The sequence below is a fragment of the Gaetbulibacter aestuarii genome (assembly GCF_039537665.1).
GTDB classification, from domain to species: Bacteria; Bacteroidota; Bacteroidia; order Flavobacteriales; family Flavobacteriaceae; genus Gaetbulibacter_A; species Gaetbulibacter_A aestuarii.
The window spans coordinates 96,729-120,431 of record NZ_BAABAY010000001.1 but is presented as its reverse complement, the minus strand read 5'-3'; the positions used below and the strand labels follow the sequence as shown (position 1 = coordinate 120,431).

Genomic DNA, 23,703 nt, shown 5'->3' with positions numbered 1-23,703 from the left:
ATTCTGCTTTATAATGAAAGCACGTAGGTTCCTGATTTGAAGTTAACCGTAATAGTATAGGTTCCAGCTGCCGGTGCTGTTATATCGTAACCACCCCATGCTGGTACCGTAGCAGAACCGGATTCTATAAAGTTGCCACCCATTAATGGCTCAGATCCCGTTTTTGCCTTATACGCCGGATCGCTCCAGGTTAATGCTGAAATGAAATCGTATTTTCCTTCTGTAAGAGGAACGGTAATAGTAAAGGTGTAATCATCAACTTTTGTAAATTTTTGAGAAGGACCAGTAGACCAACCAAGCGGCGTAGCATCACCAATAATGTAGAGCTCATCTGGAACTGCCATTATCGAGGGCTCTGGTTCAACAGAATAGGTGCCTTCTACAAAATCAATAATAATCTTATAGGTGCCGGAATCTGCAGGAGATTTCATTGGAGTACCTCCCCATGCAGGTGTTGTATTGGAACCGGAAGGAATAAATTCTCCCCCTTCGGCTGGCACTGTATTGTCCGGAGCTACGTAGGCAGGGTCTGACCAACCTGAAGAACTGGTTATAAATGCAAAGTTTTTACCTCCTATTAGGTTTAATATTAATCCAAATCTATGATTGTCAATTTGAACCATTTTTTGTTCGTCGGGTATCGGATAATTCCAGTTGGAAGCTACGGCATCACCCTGAATATACAAACCAGCCGGCATCGCATATTTCAAATTCAACGTACTGAATGGTGTTACTGAAATGACCTTTGTGTCCGAGTAAACCGGCATAGCATCATACTTAAGATTGGCCTTCAAACGCACTTTTAATTGTCCTTCAACATCCGGATCTAATTTGAATTTTAGCGCGATGTAATTTAGTTCGGCATGTGTATATGATTTTTCATTTTCAATGAGTTCAGAAATTGCAGGTTCAGAAAAATCACCGCCCAGGGAATCAATTTGAATGGTAAAATTCGTTGGTGTATCAACGCCGTACCATGATTTATCCCAACTAAATGTAATGGCCGTTTGACTTTCGGCATTTTCCTTTTCGAGGGTCACATTATCGACACTCGAAGTTAATTTAAAATCACCGTCATTTGGTTTAGTAACAGTAGCTGTTTCCAGATCGTTACTACAGGAATGTAGCGCAAACATGGGAACAATTAGGGTAAATACTATTTTAAGAAGCTTTTTCATAATGATATGTTTAATATTTTCAAGTCTAATTTTAGAAGCCATCAATTTGCTTTAAGTTTGGATTAGCTAGTAAGTCAGCCGTAGGAATAGGGAATAAGTTATATTTATCGTCAACCGCACGTCCTTCTTTGATACCGCCTTTCCAGGCCCATAAATAGCTTCCTGAGGTTAGTTTATCATAACGAACAAGATCTGTACGACGCTGTGCTTCCCAATAGAATTCACGGGCTTTTTCATCTAAAATAAAATCAAGTGTTAAATCAGATGCCGTAATATTTCCTTCGGTGCTATTTGGATCATTTGCATAAGCACGCCCTCTAATTTGATTAACATAATTTAAAGCTGTAGACATATCACCTCCAGTTCCTCCTCTTAAAACAGCCTCAGCGTAGGTCAGGTAAATTTCTGCTAAACGGAACACCGGAAAATCAATATCTGCTATATTACCGTAATTGTTATTTTGCGTTATTGCGGAGCCATCCCGGTTTACATTTCTGTATTTATAGGCAGAATAACCGTCTGTACTGGTTGAAATATTATTTACTTCCAAATTCTGCCCATTAGTATAAAATTGGGCTCTTTTATCTATAGAAGTATCTGAAGTTGGGAACAGAGCCGGAATTTGTTGTGTAAAACGAAAGGCATTCCAGCTTCCAGACATGCCATTTATGGAGGCAGGAACCCCAGCCGCACCAAGAGATAAAAAGTTGGTACCATACCAGGTGATATCCGTATTGTTGAAATTAATGGTCCAGATAAACTCATTCGTATTTAAATAGTTATCGCCCAACATTAACCATGAATAATGTGTTTCCAATTGATAACCTGCGTCAATTACCTTTTTAGAATATGTTATTGCATCTGAATAGTGCTCTTGTCCGGTATAAACTTCGGCGTTCAAGTACATTCTTGAAAGTAGAGCCCAATCTGCGGCTTTATCCGGTCTACCTCGTTCATTTGTTCTGGGATCTGCAAGCATGGGTTCAATGTCTTTCAACTCACTTTCAATGAAAGCGAATAAATCTGCGCGTTGAATTTGCTCAGGTGAGGATGTCCCTAAATTCGCTTCCGTCGGAAAGGGAGGATTTCCATAGGCATCCATAAGGATATAGAAACAATAAGCTCGTAAATAGCGAATTTCTGCGCGATACTGTTTAATGGTGTCAGCATCACTTCCTGAAAATCCCCTTGCTGCCAAAATATCATCAGTAGACTCTTTAATAAAATTGTTGCATAAGGTTATTATTGAAAGGGAAGCATTATATACATTGGTAATTGCAGGTGAATCAGCACTCCAGGCCAATTCATGATAAATACCATCACCACCATCATTCCAGGTGCTTACTGCCATGTCTGTGGAATATTCCTGCATACTCCAATAAAACCTTAGAAATGTATTGTAAACCAGATTTGAATAAACCGAAGCTAAACTTTGCTTATAACCCTCTACACTGTTGTATTGTTTATCGTTCGTTAATGTGTTTTGAGGTAGTTTATTTAGGTCATCTGTACATGAGTTAAAATTGGCTGTAATAACTAAAAGTATTACTGTAAAAACCCATTTATTAATTGTTTTGTTCGAAGTTTTCATGTTTATTTAGTTATTAGGTTAAAAGTTAATATTTAATCCCAGGGCATATACTCGGGGAACTGGATAGGAATTCTCATAACCTCCTGTTGATTCCGGATCTAATCCATCATAGTTTGTAATTGTAAATACATTTTGCACAGATGCATTTATGCTAAGACCAACAGTTGAGTTGACCAGTGTTTTTCCAAAATTGTACCCCAATGTGATATTATCCATTTTGAGAAATGAAGCATTTTGCAAATAGAAATCACTATAGCCTTGAGCCGGGTCATTATGACTAAAAAGCGTTTTATAGTATAATGTATTTAGATTTTGTGATACTTGATAATTCGTTATTGCCACGGTGTTATCATAGGGGTGGAAAAACATGTAATGATCCAAATTAGCATGCAAAGAAGTACTCAAACTCCATTTTTTCCAGGCGAAATTGGTACTGAAACCCATAAGGTATCTAGGTGCCGTAGATTTATCGGTGATGTAACGGTCATCGGCATTCAAAATGCCATCGTTATTTAAATCACGCATCTGACCTTCAATGGGCATTCCATTTTGGTTATACACCTGATGATAGAGATAGAATGTGTTTCGAGGATAACCAACGGTATTCACTATGGTGCTACTACTAAATAATCCTACGCCGCTATCATTGGTGTTACTGAGTTTGGTTATTTTACCTTCGTTATAAGTAAAATTGAAATTGATATCCCAATTCATATCATCCTTTTGAATTGGAATGGCGTTTAGTGAGAATTCTACACCTTTATTTTCCATATTACCAATGTTCAGAAGCAAGGAATTTCCAAAATTAACACCCAATGGTATGATCGTATTGTTTAGTAAATCTTTCGTCTTTTTTTGGTACACATCGATACTTCCATTAATTCTATTGTCTAAAAAACCAAAGTCTAAACCAATATTTGCTGCTTCGGTTTGCTCCCATTTTAGATCTGGATTATACACTCCGGGAGAAACTGTGGTATATGGCGTGTTTCCGAAAGTATATTGATTTGAAGCATTACCAAGGGAATAACCGGGAATGTAAACATAGTTTCCAATACCGTCTTGCTGACCTGTTACACCATAACTTAATCGAAGTTTCAAATTGGAAACAACCTTGCTATTTTTAAGGAAATTTTCTTGATTTATTTTCCAGGCTAATGCAACGGATGGGAAAAGACCCCATCTATTCTTATCAGGGAATCTGGATGATCCATCATCACGAAGTGAAGCTGTCAATAAATATTTTTCATTCAAGGTGTAATTAAGTCTTCCATAAAATGATATGATGGAATGACTTGGCTTGTCGAATGGAAATGTAGGATCGCTATTGGGCTGTTTTGTGCCATCAGCTTTATAGGTTGGATAAAAATAATTTGTAGTTACAAAATCATTGTAGGAGTACCCAACGGTGATATCAAATTTACTCTTAATAGATTCCAATTCCTTACTGTAAAACAAATAGGATTCCAGAAGGGTGTTTTTGACTTCAGTTGAAGGGTTTGCATCATAAATATAACCACCGGAAATATTAGATGGAAAATAGTTCGCCGGAGCTGAAGCTCTGTAGGTTCCACGAGCAATATCATAACCAGCATTAACATTTACATGTAAATCCGGTAAAAAATGTAAGGAATAATCAAGTTGAATATTTCCAACACTTCTTTTGTTTTCGCTTTTATTGGTTACCTGATACAGCATACTCACCGGATTAATAATGGCTAAAGCGGGATTTGATGCGAATTGGGTATATTGAAAATAACCACCATAGGTTTGATCATCTACATAAACAGGTTGGGTAGGGTCAAACGCCGTAGATGTCCATAAAGCACTTTCGTTAGCAATGCGCTGATCCTCTAGGGAACCTTTTAAGTTCAGATTAACTTTAAGGTGGTTATCAAAAAACTTTGGATTTAAATTAACCAAAGCTGTTAAGCGTTTGTAATTGCCCGTTTTTAGAATACCGTCTTGATCGAGGTAACTAACTGACGCTCGGTATGGTAATGTTTTTTTAATAGCTCCTGAAACACTAATATTGTTTTCGGTAGCCAACGCAATTTGGTACACTTCATCTTGCCAATCTGTATTGGCATTGCCAGGTGGTGTATTACTATAACCTATTTCATTTACCAATGCTCTGTATTGGTCAGCAGATAGTACAGAAGCCTTATTTATAATTTTTGAAACCCGCGTAGTCGAGGAAATATTGACTTTCGTTTCGCCACTTAAATTTCCTTTTTTAGTCGTAATAATAATAACACCGTTTGAGGCACGAGATCCATAAATTGCGGATGCGGATGCATCTTTAAGAACGGTAAAACTTTCAATATCATTAGGATTCAATTGGCTTAATATTCCTGGCCCGTCATTCCAACCTTCCAAAGGAACACCGTCTACTACAAATAATGGATCATTACTCGCATTTAAAGATGAGCCTCCTCGAATCAAAATATTACTTCCTGCACCGGGTTTTCCACTAAAAGGCGTTGTTTGAATACCCGGCAATTTATTGGCAATAAGTCCTTCTACATTGGTAACAGGAGCTTTTTGAAAATCCTCTGTACTTATTGATGCTACAGAGCCCGTTAAATCCTTCTTTTTCTGAGTTCCGTAACCGATAATAACCACTTCATCTAAAGCTTTGGTGTCTTCCTCCAAGGTAATAACAAGTGAATTTTGATCTCCTAAAGTAACTTCTTGAGTTACATATCCGAGATAAGAAATGATTAAGGTACTTACATTGTCATTAATGGTTAAAGTGAATTGGCCGTCAAAATCCGTAACCGTTCCGGTATTGGTTCCTTTGGCTAATACAGACGCTCCAATCAAAGGATTTGAGGATTTGTCGAATACCTTACCAGAAATTGTTTTGGTTTGACCTATGGCCAAAGCACAAAATAGAAATAGAAGCATTGATAAAAAGGTTTTTGGCTGCAAAACCTTTAATGGTACATTTTGTTCCATACAAAATTAGTTTAGTTAGTAATTGGTATTCAAATTTACTTACTACGGTAGGTTAGTGGGGGTAAAAATTCATTGAATAAAGGGGTGAAAACTAGTCTAAATCTTATTATTGGCTTTAAATTACAACGAAGTGTTGTAATTATTCGTTTTTAATGTATTCCGAGGGATTCTTACCAAAATGTTGTTTGAATATTTTGCTAAAATATTTTCGATCAGAATACCCCACGTGGTAACAAGCATCTTTAACAGAAAAGTTTTGTTCTGAAATTAACCGCTTTGCTGTCTTTAATTTAAAATCCTTTACAAATTCAATATAACTCATATTCGTTAATGCCTTGATTTTTTTATAGATGACAGAATGACTCATACCCATGTCATCACAAACAACATTTATATTTAAATCCGGATCGGAAATATTATCTTCAAGGATTTTAATGAGTTTACTCATGAATTTTTCATCCATTTTGGAAAGGTTTAATTCACTAATTGGAATCAATTCGTTTTTCCAAAATTTGTCATGTAATAGGGATCTTGTTTTTAAGAGATTTCTAATTCTACTTTTTAAAAGTTTTTCATGGAAAGGTTTCGTCACGTAATCATCAGCGCCAACATCAAAACCTTCTATTTTATGAGTAAAGGAAGCTCGTGCTGTAAGGAGTATAACAGGAATGTGTGAGGTTCGTGAATTTGTTTTAAGTTTTTTAGTTAGCGTTACCCCATCCATTATTGGCATCATAATATCGCTTATAATAATATCGGGCAATGTCTCTTTTGCTTTCTCGAAGGCTTTTTTACCATTTTTTGCTTCTAAAACGGTATAGTCCTCCGATAACAACTGAACAACATAATCCCTAATGTCATCATTATCTTCAACAATGAGCAGAGTAGCGGTTTCTTGATTTATTTCGTTCGATTCTTTTCCTGCGCTTATGTCTTCATTTGAAAAAGACTCCTCAGTTTCCAAAAAATAATTTTCTAATAACTTTTCCTCATATTCGCCTGAGATTTGCTCAACTTTGAAATGGTCTTTCCCTTTCTTTAAAATAATTTTAAATGTGCTACCAAGACCTTTTTCACTTTCCACAATAATATCGCCTTGATGTAATTCAATGATGTATTTTGAAATGGACAGACCTAAACCAAAACCACCTTCTTCAGAAGAAAGACTAGCATCTGTTTGGTAGAATCGGTTGAAAATTTTGGCTAATTGGCCCTTAGTTAATCCAACGCCTTTATCTTCAATTTCAATAATCACCTGGTCTGATTTTTCTAAAACTGAAATTTGAATCGATCCTTTTTGATGGGTGAATTTAAATGCATTGGATAAGATGTTATAAAACACTTTCTCCAATTGATTTTTATCAATCCAAACGGCAATATCAGGCGCTGATGATTTAAATGTGAAGTCTATATTTTTTTGAAGCGCCATTTCCTTGAAAGACAAATAAATTTCTTCACAATAATCAACAATATTTGTTTTCGAAACTTTTAATTGAATTTCCTTTTGCTCCAATTTTCTAAAATCAAGTAGTTCATTTATAAGTTTTAATAATTTGTTTCCATTCTTTTTAATGGTGTTTACCGGGTTTGAAAGATCTTCATCCAGGTGCTCACTTTTAGATACCAGTCGATTAATTGAAGCTAAAATCAACGTGATGGGCGTTCGAATATCATGAGAAATATTAGTGAAAAATTGTTGTTTCAAGTTGTACAGCTCAACATCTTTTTCATGCGTTAATTTTTCTAATTTCAAATTGGTTTTCATTTGTTCCCAAGCCAAAATATATTTTCTAAATAAATAAAAGCTTAAAACAACTAAAAAGGCATAAAAAACATAAGCGTACCATTCCAACCAAAAAGGTTTTAAAATAGTGATGTTTACAGACCTATAATCATTTCCCCAATCACTTCCTGTTTCTCTGCTTTTTACCTTAAACGTATAATCTCCCGGCGAAAGGTTGGTGTAGGTTACAGTGCGATCTTTTCCTATCTCTCGCCATGTCTTATCAAAGCCTTCCATTTGAATGGCATATTCACAATTTGAAGAAAAGGGAATTTTTAAAGCTGCAAACTCAAAAGTGAGAACATTCAAATTGTGCTTCAATGTGATGTGGTTGGTAAGGGTGATGTTCTTTTCCAAAATTTGATTGTCACCAATAGGTACCTCCTTATTAAAAAGCTTGAAATCTGTGATTTTAACTGGAGGATGACTATTCTCCTTTTTAATTTTATCAGGATTAAATCGTACTAATCCGTCAGATCGACCGAAGTAAAGTAAACCTTCAGAGTCCTTAAAAACTGAATTGATATGATATTCTCCTGCCAGATCCGAATAATCAGTAAAGTTGTTGGATTGATAATCGTATTTATAAATTCCTTTTTTAGTGCTGAACCAAATATTTCCACGCTCATCCTCTACAAGAGCTACTTCTGATTGATTATTGAGTTCTTCATGACTATCCAAATGTGTGAACTTTTTAGTTTTAGAATGAAATATATTTATTCCTCCCTCAGAGGTTCCTATCCAAACATTGCCTTTTGAGTCTCTAAGAAGACTTAATATGTTGTCCGATGTCATAGCATCGGGTAATTCCCCTTTGAGCTTCACCCGAGTATTTTTTCGAGTTTTAATGTTAAAAATATTGAGGCCTCCGCCAAAAGTTCCCAACCAGAGACTATCTCCGATTTTTTCCATCGCTACGATGTTATCATTACTAAGTGAAGTACTGTCTTTTTTATTTTCGCGAAACGCTGTAAAGGTTTCATTTTTGGTATCAAAATAATTGAGCCCACCTCCCCAGGAAGCTATCCATAAATTATGTTTTTCATCTTCAATGATAGCTCTAATATCATTAAAACTCAGTGATTCCTGGTTGTTAGCCTCATGTTTAAACTGTTGCGAGGTCTTAGTTTTCAAATTGAATTTTATCAGTCCGTTGGCATAGGTGCCAATCCAAAGAATTTGGTCGTTACTTTTATGAAAGCATTGGATATAATCCCCTCCCAAAGAATTTCCGTTGTCCTTGTTGTATTCCTTTATACTTTTTTCTCTGGAATTGAAAACGGTTAATCCTCTACCGTCCGTTCCCAAGAACAGGTTTTCTTTGTCTTTGTAAATTGATAAAACAGTTATAGGATTTAATCCTCTAATATCACTTGGAATGAGGTCAAAATTATCCTTTTGAGTTAAAATATTGATACCATTCCAGGCTGTTCCAATCCAAATATTAGACATATCATCCTCAGCAATGGCATAAATGGCATTTCCCGAAAGGGAAGAATTGATTTGTGGGTTATGATTGAAATTATGAAAAACAGGTGATTGGCTTTTAGGGTTTTCAACTTGAATAATACCATTTCCATCGGTTCCAACCCAAAGATTACCCATTTTATCTTTGAATAGAACCCGAACAATGGCATTTTCTTTTTCCTGGTTTGAATTGGAAAAATAATGGGAAAATTTTTGCTGTTCAATGTCGTATTTTAAAAGACCCCCACCACTGGTTCCAATTAAAATAATATGATCACTTAATGGTAAAACCGTGTGAATAAAATCGCTAAAAACGTTAGTGTTTGCGTTAATATGAGTGAACACTTTCTCTTCTAAAGAAAATCTATTCAGTCCGCCACCAAATGTTCCAATCCACAAATTACCATTAACATCCTCGCAAATACTGGAAACATTATTTTCAAAAACAAGATTGTAGTTTTTATTTTGATTATTGTAGGTTTCAAATGAATTTGTTCGTTCATTAAAAAAGCACAGGCCATTTTCTGTTCCTATCCAAATTTGATGATTTGAATCTTCGTACAAACAATAAATTTGATTTGAAGAAATCGATTCGGGATTATTGGCATCATACTTATAAACTTTAAAATTATCATTTAATTTATCATATAAATTTAGTCCGCCTCCCAAAGTTGCAACCCAAATTCTCCCCTTACTGTCCAAAAGAATATTGCTGATGTTATTAGAACTAATATTGCTACTTTGATTATCATAAATCTTAAATTCTTTACCATCGTAGCGGTTAAGGCCTGTTTCTGTACCAATCCAAACGAAACCATTTTTCTCTTTTATGATTCCGGTAATCCTATTGCTCGATAAGCCATTGGATTGGTTTATTTTTTGAAACTTAACAGGTGTTTGGGAAAACGAAGAAAAAATGGATAAAATAAAAAGCCCAAACAAAAGTTTATGCCTGAGTATTTGAAAAACATTATGTCGCAAAAGCCTCATATTAATACCAACTATTTTTTCAGTTTGCTTTTCTTTTACAGTTAAATATAAATGTAATTAAATTTAAAACACTGGTTTTAAGCAAATCTATTAGTACAAGATAAAATTGAATTTGCAGAGTTTAAGTTGTAAAAAAGGGCACAAATTTCAATTGTGCCCTTTGTAACTAAGTAAACTCAAATAAAAACAAACATTTTAATTATGTAATTTTCTATCTCGTAAATATTCTAAAAGCATTTCAGGCCTATCTGTTTGAATCATATTAACCCCATGATCTACAAACCAACCATAAATACTATCTTTGTTTTTAACCGCCTCATTGTCGTCATGACCTGCATTTAATGAAGCCCAAAGCGAATTCACCCAAACACGACTCCCATGCTCTTTAATTTTTGAAAATCGTTTTAAGACGCTTGAAGTATCTTTGGAAAATACGATTTCGAAAGCTTTAACATGGAGTTGAGATTGATAATCGCTTATGGTTTGCAAAGGGTCACTATCCGTATCTAAATTGATTATAGGCATGAAAATGATCGTATCCAATTTTTTTCCAAAATCAGAAAGAACTTCATGGGCTTTTTTATTATATCCTTTTAAAACAATTTGATTGGTGGTTCCTGTTTTTTTAGCTAATTGGAACGCCTCATCAAAAAAATCATAGGCACCATCTAAATTGACAAGAATTTTTCCTTTGCAAGTGTTCAGAGCCTCCTCCAATGTTGGAATCTTATATCTTGTGTAATTACCGGCACCATTTTTAAGGTATAGTTTTTTAATGGAATCTAAAGTCCATTCAGAAACCAAGCCTTTTCCTGTGGTTGTTCGGTCCAGGGTTGCATCGTGCATAATAATAAGCTTGTTGTCCTTTGTTTTTTTTACATCCATTTCAACCATGTCGACACCCATTTTTATAGCACTTTCCATAGCTTCTAATGAGTTTTCAGGAAAATTGCGCCAATCGCCACGGTGAGCAATGACTAATATATCCTTTCCATTGGGATTATTTAATTTTTTAATCAGTTCATCTGTGTGCTTTGAAAATTGATTTTCGGATGAAGTATTTTGTTCGCAGGAATAAACAATTAAAATAGTAGCAATACTAAATATTAGTAAATTGATTTTTTTAAAAAACATCTATAGTTCGTTTGTCCTAAATAATATTAGTTATCTCAATATTACAAATGAAAAATAAAATGCAGGGGGTGAAAATTAATCAAAGTTAGGGGGAGAGTTACGTTAATTAAATAATGAAGAAAACTTCTCCATTTCCGTAATCAAAAGGTTCGACAAATTTTCTACTCCCACTACAAGTAAAACCAGTTCTGAAAGCAACTGGTTTTTTTTGTATTCATAAGTAAAATACATGGATTATCAATTTTGTGATATACGACCATTATGATATAGACATCATGTTTTGCCTGTAAATTCCCCTCAAAGCACCCAACCAGCAAAACGAGTTAATACTATTCCCACTACTAAAAAAGCCGAACATTTTCATATCCGGCTTTTTTGTTATTTCTTGTTATTAATGATTAATATTTATTTTCCATAAACTCCTGCCAGGCGATGCACCAAACGGTCTGTTTTTTTAAACAGGTCTAAAAAGGGTTTGATTAGACTCGGTTTCGCCTGAAATGGCGTTAATTCAAACCAAAGTTTAAATTCACAGTCCCGATTGCTTTTAATTACTAAGGTGTCTTTTATTTCAAAATCATAGTATTTCTTGTTTTCAACACACTTTGTTTCTCTGGTATTAGAAACAAGTTTTGAGGTGTCGTTAGCGGCATAAATTCGAAGTGTGGAATACGTTCCCTTTGCTAATTTCGAAAGGCATCGCGTTCTTATAAATTCACCGGAGCTCATGCTCTTAATTTGGACCGGCGTTTCACCCGGACTTTTGAAAATGTTATGTTCCTGGCCTTCGCTATCAATAGCGGAAATACTTTTTATGCAAAGATCAATTTGGGAAACTTCTGATTTTAGTAATGTATTATTTTTTAGAGTTATTTCTTCTGTATTCAAATCGCCGGTATACCAAAAATGTGGTTGATACATAATGGGATACGACAGGTAATTATTCGGGTATCTTTTAATCGCTTTCATAATTCATTGTATTTTAAATTATACACTGCAAAATTAGGTTGAGGAATTTGCCTCAACAATAACCGAATTGACAAGTTTCTATGCTATATTGATCGCAAAACACTGTTTTACATCATTATAATGTTAATTTAATATTAATGGCAGGTTAAATTCATGTTGCGATAGAGATCATTTTCAATGAAACCGATCTCCTTTTGTAACAATAGTTACGTCTTTCTTAAAATTCCTGACTTATTTTTGTAAATGGATTTAAACCAGAACTTTTGATTATGTCATTATTAGGAAAATTATTTGGTTTGGGAGGTTCCCAGACTGATGCTGTTAAAGTACTTTCTAATCAGGAATTTAAAGAAGGTATGAAAAAGAAGAATGCACAATTGGTAGATGTGCGCACCCCTGGAGAATTCCGCCAGGGTCATTATAAAAACGCAAAGAATATCGATTTTTTCGACAGTACTAATTTTATGAAGCAATTTGAAAAATTCGATAAAGAAAAACCCCTGTATTTATATTGCAGGAGTGGTATGCGAAGCCATAAAGCGGCTATTAAATTAGCTCAGGCAGGTTTTCAGGAAATCTATGATTTGCAAGGCGGTTACAGATAAAAAGATACTTTGAATCCGCCAGGATTTAAAGGTAGTTCAATGTTTTAATTAGATTTGAGTTGAAAAGGCAGACTTTTGGGTCTGCCTTTTTATTTTTTTGTGTTTCCGAAAAAATTCAATTCAAACGATCTGGTTATGCCGTCTATTTACCTTTTCCAATAATTTGGAAAACATACTTATGGCTTTAAAATTGCTTAAGATTTCTTTGCTAATTTTAAATTAAATAATTGAAATCAATTGAACTAAGGGCGTTTAATTAGCGATCTTCCTATAATTTTCAGGGTATTTTTTTTGAATTATTTTAGATGACTTTAAAAGTTTAGAACCTGATTCCAATAACTGCTAATTCTTCCTCCCGGCTTTAATACAAAAACTCAGAAATGGGAAATATACTTTCCGTGTATACCAATGATGTTGATCGTATAAATGAATTATTTAGATATTTTCTCGTTGTTGCTGCCATTATTTTTCTGCTCGTTGTAGGTTATACCTTTTATTATGTTTTTAAATACCAAAGTAAGAAGCAGTTAGAATTACCCAATCAGGAAGAGGGTAGTGACCGTATAGAGATCATCCTGGCAACCATAGCAACGGTTATTACTGCGGTTTTTGTGTATCTCACCATTACGTCTATCAATACTATTCAGAAAATTCCTGAACACCCTAAACCATTTCTGGAAATCACCGGACACCAATGGTGGTGGGAAGCCAAATATCCTCAAAGCGGTGTTATCACGGCGAATCAAATATATATTCCTACGGGTAAAAAAATTCTTTTAAAATTGACCTCTGCCGACGTGGTTCACGATTGGTGGGTTTATAAATTAGGCCGTAAAATAGATATGATTCCGGGGCGCTATAATTACATGTACATGTATGCTGATAAACCTGGGGAATATCTCGGGGCCTGCAGTGAATTTTGCGGCGTAGAGCACGCCCGCATGCGTATCAGGGTCATTGCCTTAAAACCCAAAGACTTTAAAGTCTGGCAAAAACATCAACTACAACCGGTGGTTTCTAAACCTAAGGATGCTTTATTTGAAAAGGGGAAAGAATTATTTGAAGAAAAAACATGCACCAACTGCCACGCCATCAATGGGACACCGCACAAGGAGGATATAGGCCCGAACCTAACCCATTTTGGAAGTAGAAAACGGTTTTTATCTGATATGTTGGTTAATAATAAGACAAATTTAACGGCATGGATTACAAATCCGCAAAACGTAAAATCCGGGGCGAAAATGCCCAATTTTATTTTGTCGAAATCAGAGATCAAAGCTTTGGTAACCTATTTACATAATTTAAAATGAGTTTTTTTATCGACATAACCGAAGAAAATGATCAATTACCCACGCTTAAAACCGGACGTGGTAAATTGGCCTGGCTGGCTTCAGTAGATCACAAACAATTAGGTATTATGTACCTCTGGTTAGCTTTGTTCTTTTTCGTAGTAGGCGGGTTAGAAGCGATGGTAATTCGAGCACAATTGGCACTACCTGAAAACCATGTAGTTTCCCCGGAAACTTACAATCAGATCTTTACCATGCACGGGACCACCATGATCTTTTTAGTATTAATGCCTGCCTTTATCGGTTTGGGAACGTACTTAATTCCTTTGATGATCGGTGCGAATGAAATGGCTTTTCCCCGACTGAATGCTTTTAGTTTTTGGATGACAGCTTTAGGTGGATTCTTGCTGTATTTTAGTTTTTTCGCCGGTGGTGCTCCGGATGCCGGATGGTTTAATTACGCGCCGTTGAGCGAACATAACTATTCTTCAACACAAGGTGTGGATTATTATCTTATCGGATTGATCCTAACGGGCATCGGAAGTATCGGTGCAGCATTAAACTTTGTAACCACTGTTCTTACCTTAAAATCTCCAGATATTAAATTGAACATGTTACCACTTTTTGTTTGGATGATATTTATTAACGCCTTTTTGATCCTGGCCGCTTTCCCTTTACTGAACGCTGGATTGTTTATGCTGCTAATCGACAGGCAAATGGACGCTCATTTTTTCCTGCCCTCTACTGGAGGCTCCGCGGTACTTTGGCAGCATTTTTTCTGGGCATTTGGGCATCCCGAAGTTTATATTTTGGCTTTGCCTGCTTTCGGCATAATTTCAGAGGTTGTTCCCGTATTTTCACGAAAGCCTATTTTTGGATACAAATTTGTGGCGGCCTCCTCGGTGGCTATAGCCTTACTTGCTTACAGTGTTTGGGCGCATCACATGTTTGCAGTGGGCCTTTCTAATGCCGTAAATAGTTTTTTCGCTATTAGCAGCATGCTTATTGGTATTCCTACCGGATTGAAGGTGATCAACTGGATCGGAACCATGTACAAAGGCCAGATCAGACTCACGCTTTCTATGTTCTTTGTTATCGCTTTTTTGATCGATTTCACACTAGGAGGACTCAGTGGTGTGTCTTTTGCCATTGTGCCTATCGACTGGCAATTAACCGATACTTATTATCTTGTTGCCCATCTGCACTTTGTGTTTTTAGGCGGTAGTCTGTACGGAATTTTTGCAGGAATCTATTATTGGTTCCCAAAAATGAGCGGTAGATTCTTATCAACCAAATTAGGGAAATGGCATTTTTGGTTGTTTACGATCGGCTTTAACCTAACCTTTTTCTTGCAGCATATTTTAGGGATTCTCGGTATGCCTCGCCGAGTTTTTACGTATCCCAACCTCCCTTACTGGAAGGTATTGAATTTCTTTTCCTCTTTGGGAGCTGTGCTTATGTTTTTCGGTATGGCTGCATTTTTCTGGAACATATATGTGACTTTGAAAAAACCCAGAACCGCAACAGCGAATCCATGGGATGCATGGACTTTGGAATGGGCAACACCATCACCACCAACACTTAAGAATTTTGATGAAATTCCCCGGATACATAGCCGACGTCCGCTTTGGGATTTGAATCATCCCGATAACCCAGATAAAAAACTGAACTAATTAAAATGAACAAAGGAAAATTATTAGCACTGTTCTTGATTTTTTCGGAGGCTTTCTTTTTTGTAGCCTTGATCATTGCTTATGTGTATTATCGGAATTTTTCAAAAAGAACGTCAACAGTTGCAGAATACTTAGATGCCGTGCGATCCGGAATCTTCACATTATTTCTTATTGGAAGTAGTATTACGCTCATTTTGAGCAAACGGGCCTTGCATCAACAAAGATGGGTCCGCTATAAGTGGTTTTTAGGACTCACTATTTTATTGGGAATCGTTTTTATAAGTGGCCAAATCACAGAATATATGGGTTTGTATAAAGAACAAATTACGGTACATAAAGATGTTTTTGGTTCCAGTTTTTTCACCCTGACCGGATTTCATGGACTGCATGTGATTTTGGGCTTATTAGCCTTGTCTATTTTATTTATGATGTCTTTTAGTAAAATGAAAAAGGTGGCAATCTCAGGGTTTGAAGGCGTCGATATATACTGGCATTTTGTGGATGTGGTTTGGCTATTCGTGTTTTATTTTGTTTATATAACACCATTATTATGAGTTTATTAAAGTATTTTTTAACGCTTCAACATTGGTCAATTATCGGGTTGCTTTTTCTGATAGGGATACTTTTTATTTATTTTTTAAAGTGGAAGACCAACAGAAATCAAAAATTATTTTTTGTTGTTGGTGTATGTTCAATTTACCTGGTTCTTGGTTCGCCTTTGGCGGAATTTAAAGCTTTTGGGCTCCATAGCATTGCGATGTTCCAGCAAATTATTTTACTCATGGTAGGACCCATTTGGATATTAAGGGGTTTGCCATCGACGCTATTCAAAAATACCGTTTTTGGCAAACTTTCAATCTTCGATCATCCAAAGGACTATTTGTTGTTAACCTTGGTGGCTGCTTCAGTAGTCATGTGGGGAGGACATTTTTTGAATGCTGCTATGGTGGCTTCAAAATCCGGAATGTTTGAAAGTGGTATTCATGCAGGTCAAGAAAAGTGGTTATCAGCTGTACCGTTTTGGCCCATGTATATTTTATTTTTTGTAACAGGATTTTTGTTTGCACTGCCTGTTTTTCATCCTGAAAAGGGTAAACGATTACATCCTGTTAAAAGTGTAATTTACTTATTTACGGCTTGTGTGAGTTGTTCAATTCTTGGATTATATATCACCTTTATGGCATCATCCCCTTCGGTCACAAATAATTTTCAAATGTTTTCAGATCCGAATCATTTGATTTCAATTACACCCAAAACCGATCAGGAAATAGCGGGTCTATTAATGTGGGTACCGGGCTGTATTCTGTATGTGATATCGTCTATGGGTCTATTACTTCCCTGGTATGATAGCACATTATCAAGCTATAAAAAACAAAAAGAACTGAATCATCATCTGAAAAAATCCTTTTGAAATTATGGACACTAATATGCAAAAATATAAAGCGAAACCTGAAAAATTACCCAAACCCACCTATTGGCCATTCTTTCTGGCTTTGGCAGTAGTTTTGATGTTCTGGGGAATTCTTACTTCATGGTTCATTACAGGAATAGGCGTTGTCATATTTTCTGTTTCCCTAGCCGGTTGGTTGGTAGAATTGTATAAAGAAATTTCAAATCATTAGAATTTATGGGATGTCCGTGTGAACAAGATTCGAATAATAAGCCTCAGAATTTTGAGGATCGCCGAAGTTTTCTTACCAAGTTAACCTTCGGTATTGGGGCGTTTATTGCTGCTTTATTAAGTTTTCCTCTTATAATAGCAATGCTGGATCCTATTACAAGAAAAAAAGGTCATAAATGGCGAAAGGTTGGAGATCTTAACGATTTTGAAATCGGTTGCATGAAAATGGTAAGTTTTGAAAATGCTTCACCCTATAAATGGAGTAGTAAAATCGCCTATTCCGCAGCTTACATCCGTAGGGAATCGGAACATGAATTTACAGCCTTTTCAGTGAATTGTACACATTTAGGTTGTCCGGTACGTTGGGTGGCTAAATCCGAGTTATTCCTTTGTCCTTGTCATGGCGGGGTTTACTATAAAGATGGTTCTCGAGCTGCAGGTCCGCCACCAAGAGGATTATACTCCTATCCGATTCGGGTTACAAACAGCCATGTAGAAATAGAGACTGAAGCAATTCCTATTACGACGATGGACTCTTAAAGGATGATTAATTTCAATTATTGAAATTGAAAGAAAGTCTTCATAAAAAACGAATGAAATGAAAAAACGATTGAAGAAAATATGGAAGTGGCTAGATGATCGGGGCGGATTGAGCGATCTCATGAAACCGCTTACCACACACCTGGTGCCCCCGGAATCCAAATGGAATTATGTGTGGGGCAGTGCAACCTTGTTTTGTTTGATCTTGCAGGTTATTACGGGGATCACATTAGGATTTTTGTATCAACCTTCCGCGGATGTTGCCTATCAATCGTTAGTTTATATTGAAAACCAGGCTTTTTTAGGAAGTTTTATTCGTGGACTTCATAATTGGGGGGCTTCCGCCATGATCCTATTAATGGGAATTCATATGATTCGGGTTTATATTAACGCAGCATACAAATATCCGCGTGAGATGAGCTGGATCACTGGTGTTTTTTTAATGGCATTCACCATTATTATGGCCTTTACCGGACAATTGCTGCGTTGGGATAATAATGGTGTTTGGTCTGCTGTGGTAGCCGCTGAGCAAATTGGTAGGATCCCCTGGATTGGGCATTGGTTAGCATATTTTGTTTTGGGGGGAGAAACTATTGGAGGTGAAACTTTGAATCGGTTCTTCGCTTTGCATGTTTTTCTTTTTCCGGCATTATTATTTTTGTTTGTAGTTTATCACCTTTATTTGGTTTTTAAAAATGGAATTTCTGAACCTCCCAAAATTGGACGTGTAGTTGATCCCAAAACCTACCGAGACTGGTACGAAAAAATGCTGTCTAAAAAAGGAGTTCCATTCTTTCCCAATGCTATTTGGCGTGATGCTGTTTTTAGTGCGTTTGTTCTGATTATTATTGTTGGTCTGGCCTGGTTTGTTGGCGCAACGCCTTTAACCTCAAAACCTGATCTGGCAAGTGTTCATGCAAACCCTAAACCCGATTGGTATTTTACCTGGATTTTTGCTTTATATGCTTTAATGCCTCGTCAGTTAGAGTCATATGTTATGTTTTTTGGACCTTTGATTGCCGGTGTGTTTTTGTTTTCAATTCCTTTTATGTCGAATCGTGGAGAGCGCAGTCCGTTGCGTCGCCCTTGGGCCGTTGCCGGTATCGTTTTTGTAATTTTAAGTATCGGTTCTCTATGGTACGTGGGAACGAAAGAACCCTGGTCGCCACGATTTAATGCTAAACCGCTTTCAAAGTATGCTACAGTTCCAGATCCGAGTACAAAAGTGCAAAAAGGTATTGATCTGTTTAATACGGCTGGTTGTATTTATTGTCATAGGATAGGAAATCATGGCGGTATTCGCGGACCGGAACTCACAGATGTTGAAAATAGACTAACGCGAAAACAAATGATTATTCGTATCGTAAATGGTGGAAACAATATGCCGGCTTATGGAGGCTCATTAAAAAAAGAGGAATTAGATGAAATCGTCAGCTTTTTAATAGCGAAGGATAAAAAATAAAATGTTCAACATGATAGAGAATCTTAACACGAATTTCGAATGACCAATTCTGTATCTATGACAACTTTTTTATGAGTGATAGGAATATTTTTTAATTTACAATCAATTTCATCAAATAGAAGAACGGCCGAAGTTTCTCCCATTTTATAAGCGTTTTGATCAATCGAGGAAAGGGTGGGTGTAATTACAGAAGCCATGAACCAGTTACTGAAACCGAATAGGGCAATTTCATCAGGGATTTTTATCCCTTGCTCATTAAAATAATTTATGGCACCAATAGCCAACAGATCATTCACCGTAAATATGGCATCAACATTTTCACCATGATCTTCAATTAACTTCTTGGCATTTAAGTAACCATCACTAAAATCAGAGTTATTGTCACAAATGTATACCAGTTTAGGATCAAACGGAATGCCGTGATCTTCCAGAGCCTTTTTGTATCCTAGAAATCGGTCGATAGAATTCTGAGGATTTAAATTTCCTCTGAAATGCGAAATTCGTTTGTGACCTTTTTTTATCAAATAACTTACGGCATTATACGCCGCCTGACGGTCGTCGATATAAACTTTTGAGCATTGTATAAGTTTCGCAATCTTATCAAAAAGTATTAATGGAACGTTATAATCGATAATTTTCTGAAGGTGCTTAAAATCTTTGGTATTGTTCGATAATGAAATGAGAATACCATCCACTCCTTTATTTAATAAGAGATCTACCTGTTTTTTCTCTAACTCATAATCTTCATTCGATTGTAGAATAATAACCATGTAATTTTTACTTTCGGCCTCTTTAAGGATCGCATCCAGAATACTAGAAAAAAAGTAATGTACCATGGTTGGAATGATGACGCCAATGGTTTTAGATTGTTTTTTTCGAAGTCCAACAGCAAATGAGTTTGGAACATAGTTTAGTTTTTCAGCTAACTCCTTAACCTGAGCTTTGGTTTTCGGACTTACATCAGCATAATCTTTTAAGGCTTTTGAAACTGTGGTAACCGAAATACCAAGCGTTTTGGCTATATCTTTTAAGGTGGTAGGTTTCATAGCTATTTAATTAAGACTCAAGGAATTGCTTGACAATGTTAAAATTTTAAGAAATAAAGGTACGTTTTTTATCTCTTTTGAAAACCAAATTTAAGTTTCAAAATTTCATTAAAAAGTGTTTTTCAAAATAAATGTAAAATTTACAATTTAATAATTTATCCTGATTCATTTTATCAAATTCCTATTTAGTCTTGTTATAAATGAGAATTATTGTATATTTAAGGGTATAATATGGAGATAATATAAGAATAATTGTTAAATCGAAAACGTTTTCGATAGAAATTCAACCATTTTTTTCTGCAAATTTTTTTATTACTCGGGAAGACGTTTAAATTCGTTTATGTAATTAACGATATTTTAACAATTACTCAGAAAATTATCTTAATTATTTATTAATTACTAACTAAACTCAATATGAAAAACAAATTACTAAAGAAGCTTTTGCTTCCTTTAGCTTTATTGCTTGGAAGCTTTATTTATGCTCAGACGGTAACAGGAACTGTTTCCGATGCTTCTGGACCATTACCGGGAGTAAACGTATTAGTAAAAGGAACATCAACCGGTACGGTTACCGATTTTGATGGGAATTTTGAAATTAGTGCCAACAATGGAGACGTACTCGTGTTTTCTTATGTTGGTTACAAAACACAGGAGGTCACCGTTTCTGGTAACACTGTGAACGTAACCATGGCAGAAGATGCCGCACAGCTTAACGAAGTTGTGGTTGTAGGTTACGGTAGTACTACCAAAAAGGAAATTACTTCGGCTGTTACCAAGGTCGATGAAGAAGAGTTTAACCGTGGTACTGTTAACAGTCCATCACAATTACTTCAAGGTAAGGTACCTGGATTAAGTATTTATAACAAGGGTGGTAACCCGAATGAAAGTGCAACTATCCGATTAAGAGGTATTTCAACTGTTGGTGCAAATTCATCACCTTTAATTGTAATTGATGGTGTGATTGGTGCATCGTTAGACAACATTGATCCAAATGATATTGCGAGTATGACCGTTTTAAAAGATGGTTCTGCTGCGGCAATCTACGGTTCTCGTGGTTCGAGTGGTGTAATTCTTATCACAACAAAAAGTGGTAAAGCAGGCTCAACTTCAGTTTCATACAACGGATCTATTGCTGCTTCATCTATCTCAAACAAGGTAGATAATATGTCGCCTCAGGAATTTGTAGATGCAGGTGGTGTAGATTTAGGAAGTAGAACAGATTGGATGGATCTGGTAACGCGAACTGCTTACACAAATGTTCACAACGTGGCAATTTCCGGTGGTTATGATCAAACAACATTCCGTTTATCAACAAACTTCCGTGATGCGCAGGGTATTCTTGAAAACTCAGGGTTTAAACAATTTAACTCCAGAGTTCAGGCTTCTACAAAAATTTTAAATGACAAGTTGAAAATCGATTTTAACGCTTCATATACAAAAAGAGATTCCAAGTATGGATTCAATGAAGCTTTAAGATATGCCGTGCTTTACAACCCAACAGCGCCTGTTTATGGTGTTGATTCTCCGTATCCTTTCAATGCTGATAATTTTGGAGGATATTTTGAGACCTTAGGATTGTTTGATAGTTTTAACCCGGTTTCCATTATTAATCAAAACTTAAACAATGGTTACAGAACGGAGTTCACTTACAGTGCAAACTTTAACTATAATGTAACAGACTTTTTAGATTTAACGGCAACGTATTCAGAGCAATCTAAAATTTTAAATAACCGTGAGTACTATGCAACAACCTCTTTATTCAGAGGGTCTGCAACGAGTCCATTCCGTAAAGGTTTGGCCAGAACTTACGATAGAGATGATAAATTCAAATTATTTGAACTTTATGGTGATTTAACTTTAGATCCAACAGATCAATTAAATATTAAATTTACCGCTGGTTACTCCTGGCAACAAGAAGAGTATTTTGATAAATTCTTATCTGCAGGAGATTTTCCAAATAACGATCTATTATACTTGAACGCCTTAGAATGGGCACAGGATCTTAGAAATGCCGGATTTATTGAATTGAATAGTAACCGTTCTCCGGAACAACGCATCATAGCATTTTTCGCCAGAGCGAGTGCAACTTTCGATAACGCAATTTTCGTGAATGCCTCTATTCGTAGAGAAGGTTCAACAAAATTAGGTGAAAATAATAAATGGGGTAACTTCCCTGCCTTTGGTATCGGTGTAGATGCTAACAAGTATTTAGAATTGAACAACGTAGATCTTTTAAAAGTACGTTTCGGTTACGGTGTAACTGGGTCTTTACCATCTGATTACGGATTGTCTTTACCGCAGTACACACCAACCGGAGATTTATTAAGTACAAACTTTACACGTGCCGGAAACCCTGATTTGAAATGGGAGCAAAAAGGTGAGTCTAACTTAGGTTTTGAATTTAACATGGGCCGTTTAGGCGCTACTTTAGATCTTTACTCAAGAAAGGTTAAAGACTTTATCTTAGAAAGAACTGTTGAGGCTTCTGAATTTGGTACCAACCGTCGTGTTGAAAATGGTGGTGATTTATCTACAAAAGGTCTGGAATTGTCTTTAAGCTATGATTTCATCAAAAAAGACGATCTTACCTATAAGAGTACTTTAAACTTCTCAACTTATAAAACCACTTTAAAATCATTTGATGCAACAACGCTTAATGGTAACCTTGGTGCTCCTGGACAAAATGATACAAATGTGATTTTAGTTGCGCCAGGAGAAGAAATTGGTCAAATTGTTGGTCCTGTTTTCAACGGTGACGTAGTTGATGGAAGTCAGCAATTTGTTGACCTGAACGGTGATGGAACGATTCAAACGAGTCAGGTTATTGGAAACTTTATCGATGCCAACGAAGATGGTGTAAGAGATGGTGATTTAACAGTACTTGGTAAAGGTATTCCTGATTTTGAATTAGGATGGTTACATCAGATCACTTACAAGAACTGGGATTTCAACGTATTCTTCAGAGGTGCATTTGGTCATAGTTTGGTAAACAACTTCCGTGTGTTCTATGAGCCTCGTGTTGGTAGCCAGGGATCTTATAACCTTGTAAATACAAAGTATGCTGATCCAAACATCACCAATGCAAAATTCAGTTCACTTTATGTAGAGAAAGCTGATTTCGTGAAATTGGATAACTTGCAAATTGGATACAATTTTAATATTGCAGAAAACGACTATATAAAGAGTGTGCGTGTATCACTTACAGCGCAAAACTTATTTACGATAACAGGTTATACGGGAGCGGATCCTGAACCGGCATTAACAGATAGAGGTTCTATTGATAACGGTGGTTTCTTGCCTGCATATGCTAATCCGCTTATCCCAGGTATTGATAGAAGATATAATTATTTTGCATCACGAACATTCACTTTGGGTGTAAATGTTAACTTTTAAT

The 23,703-nt window shown here is 36.0% G+C and carries 16 protein-coding genes; 9 read left to right on the top strand and 7 right to left on the bottom strand.

Annotated elements, in window-relative coordinates:
* Positions 1 to 8 precede the first annotated feature (8 nt).
* The 6 genes from ABD682_RS00410 to ABD682_RS00385 all read right to left on the bottom strand — a co-directional run bounded on the left by ABD682_RS00410 (position 9) and on the right by ABD682_RS00385 (position 12,073).
* Positions 9 to 1,178: a SusE domain-containing protein gene (locus ABD682_RS00410; RefSeq protein ID WP_344737807.1), complete on the bottom strand. Its 1,170-nt coding sequence runs from the start codon at positions 1,176 to 1,178 to the stop codon at positions 9 to 11.
* A gap of 31 nt (positions 1,179 to 1,209) precedes the next feature.
* Positions 1,210 to 2,769, bottom strand: coding sequence for a RagB/SusD family nutrient uptake outer membrane protein (locus ABD682_RS00405; protein WP_344737805.1), 1,560 nt, complete (start codon positions 2,767 to 2,769; stop codon positions 1,210 to 1,212).
* 18 nt (positions 2,770 to 2,787) lie between these two features.
* Positions 2,788 to 5,730, bottom strand: coding sequence for a SusC/RagA family TonB-linked outer membrane protein (locus tag ABD682_RS00400; protein WP_344737803.1), 2,943 nt, complete (start codon positions 5,728 to 5,730; stop codon positions 2,788 to 2,790).
* Positions 5,731 to 5,869: 139 nt separating this feature from the next.
* Positions 5,870 to 9,961 carry a hybrid sensor histidine kinase/response regulator transcription factor gene (locus ABD682_RS00395; RefSeq protein WP_344737801.1) on the bottom strand — a complete coding sequence of 1,364 codons (4,092 nt, stop codon included), beginning with the start codon at positions 9,959 to 9,961 and terminating at the stop codon, positions 5,870 to 5,872.
* A 204-nt stretch (positions 9,962 to 10,165) separates the two neighbouring features.
* A complete protein-coding gene (locus tag ABD682_RS00390) occupies positions 10,166 to 11,104 on the bottom strand; it encodes a glycerophosphodiester phosphodiesterase family protein (RefSeq protein ID WP_344737799.1) in 939 nt (312 codons plus the stop codon).
* A gap of 405 nt (positions 11,105 to 11,509) precedes the next feature.
* Positions 11,510 to 12,073, bottom strand: a complete 564-nt coding sequence (locus ABD682_RS00385; protein WP_344737797.1) for a hypothetical protein — start codon at positions 12,071 to 12,073, stop codon at positions 11,510 to 11,512.
* Between the two features lie 269 nt (positions 12,074 to 12,342).
* Here ABD682_RS00385 and ABD682_RS00380 point away from each other — a divergent pair, with 269 nt between their 5' ends.
* The 8 genes from ABD682_RS00380 to ABD682_RS00345 all read left to right on the top strand — a co-directional run bounded on the left by ABD682_RS00380 (position 12,343) and on the right by ABD682_RS00345 (position 19,263).
* The gene (locus ABD682_RS00380; RefSeq protein ID WP_344737796.1) at positions 12,343 to 12,678 is read left to right on the top strand and encodes a rhodanese-like domain-containing protein; all 336 of its coding nucleotides are present in this window, start codon (positions 12,343 to 12,345) and stop codon (positions 12,676 to 12,678) included.
* Positions 12,679 to 13,058: 380 nt separating this feature from the next.
* Positions 13,059 to 13,988: a cytochrome c oxidase subunit II gene (gene coxB, locus ABD682_RS00375; RefSeq protein WP_344737794.1), complete on the top strand. Its 930-nt coding sequence runs from the start codon at positions 13,059 to 13,061 to the stop codon at positions 13,986 to 13,988.
* Positions 13,985 to 15,640, top strand: a complete 1,656-nt coding sequence (ctaD, locus tag ABD682_RS00370) for a cytochrome c oxidase subunit I (RefSeq protein ID WP_344737792.1) — start codon at positions 13,985 to 13,987, stop codon at positions 15,638 to 15,640. The genes coxB and ctaD overlap by 4 nt, the downstream gene beginning before the upstream one ends.
* Positions 15,641 to 15,645: 5 nt before the next feature.
* Complete coding sequence (locus ABD682_RS00365; protein ID WP_344737790.1) at positions 15,646 to 16,194, top strand: cytochrome c oxidase subunit 3; 549 nt, start codon at positions 15,646 to 15,648, stop codon at positions 16,192 to 16,194.
* Positions 16,191 to 17,051 carry a cytochrome c oxidase assembly protein gene (locus tag ABD682_RS00360; RefSeq protein WP_344737788.1) on the top strand — a complete coding sequence of 287 codons (861 nt, stop codon included), beginning with the start codon at positions 16,191 to 16,193 and terminating at the stop codon, positions 17,049 to 17,051. The genes ABD682_RS00365 and ABD682_RS00360 overlap by 4 nt, the downstream gene beginning before the upstream one ends.
* Positions 17,052 to 17,055: 4 nt before the next feature.
* Entirely contained in the window at positions 17,056 to 17,262 is a 207-nt protein-coding gene (gene ctaF / locus ABD682_RS00355) for an aa3-type cytochrome oxidase subunit IV (RefSeq protein WP_344737785.1), read from the top strand.
* Between the two features lie 5 nt (positions 17,263 to 17,267).
* Positions 17,268 to 17,801: a QcrA and Rieske domain-containing protein gene (locus ABD682_RS00350; RefSeq protein WP_344737783.1), complete on the top strand. Its 534-nt coding sequence runs from the start codon at positions 17,268 to 17,270 to the stop codon at positions 17,799 to 17,801.
* A gap of 58 nt (positions 17,802 to 17,859) precedes the next feature.
* On the top strand, positions 17,860 to 19,263 hold the full coding sequence (locus tag ABD682_RS00345) for a cytochrome b N-terminal domain-containing protein (RefSeq protein WP_344737781.1): 1,404 nt from the start codon (positions 17,860 to 17,862) through the stop codon (positions 19,261 to 19,263).
* Positions 19,264 to 19,286: 23 nt separating this feature from the next.
* Here ABD682_RS00345 and ABD682_RS00340 read toward each other — a convergent pair whose 3' ends face one another.
* Entirely contained in the window at positions 19,287 to 20,309 is a 1,023-nt protein-coding gene (locus ABD682_RS00340; RefSeq protein WP_344737779.1) for a LacI family DNA-binding transcriptional regulator, read from the bottom strand.
* A gap of 414 nt (positions 20,310 to 20,723) precedes the next feature.
* Between ABD682_RS00340 and ABD682_RS00335 the strand changes: the two genes are divergently transcribed.
* Positions 20,724 to 23,702, top strand: a complete 2,979-nt coding sequence (locus ABD682_RS00335; protein ID WP_344737777.1) for a SusC/RagA family TonB-linked outer membrane protein — start codon at positions 20,724 to 20,726, stop codon at positions 23,700 to 23,702.
* The last annotated feature ends 1 nt before the right edge of the window (position 23,703 follow it).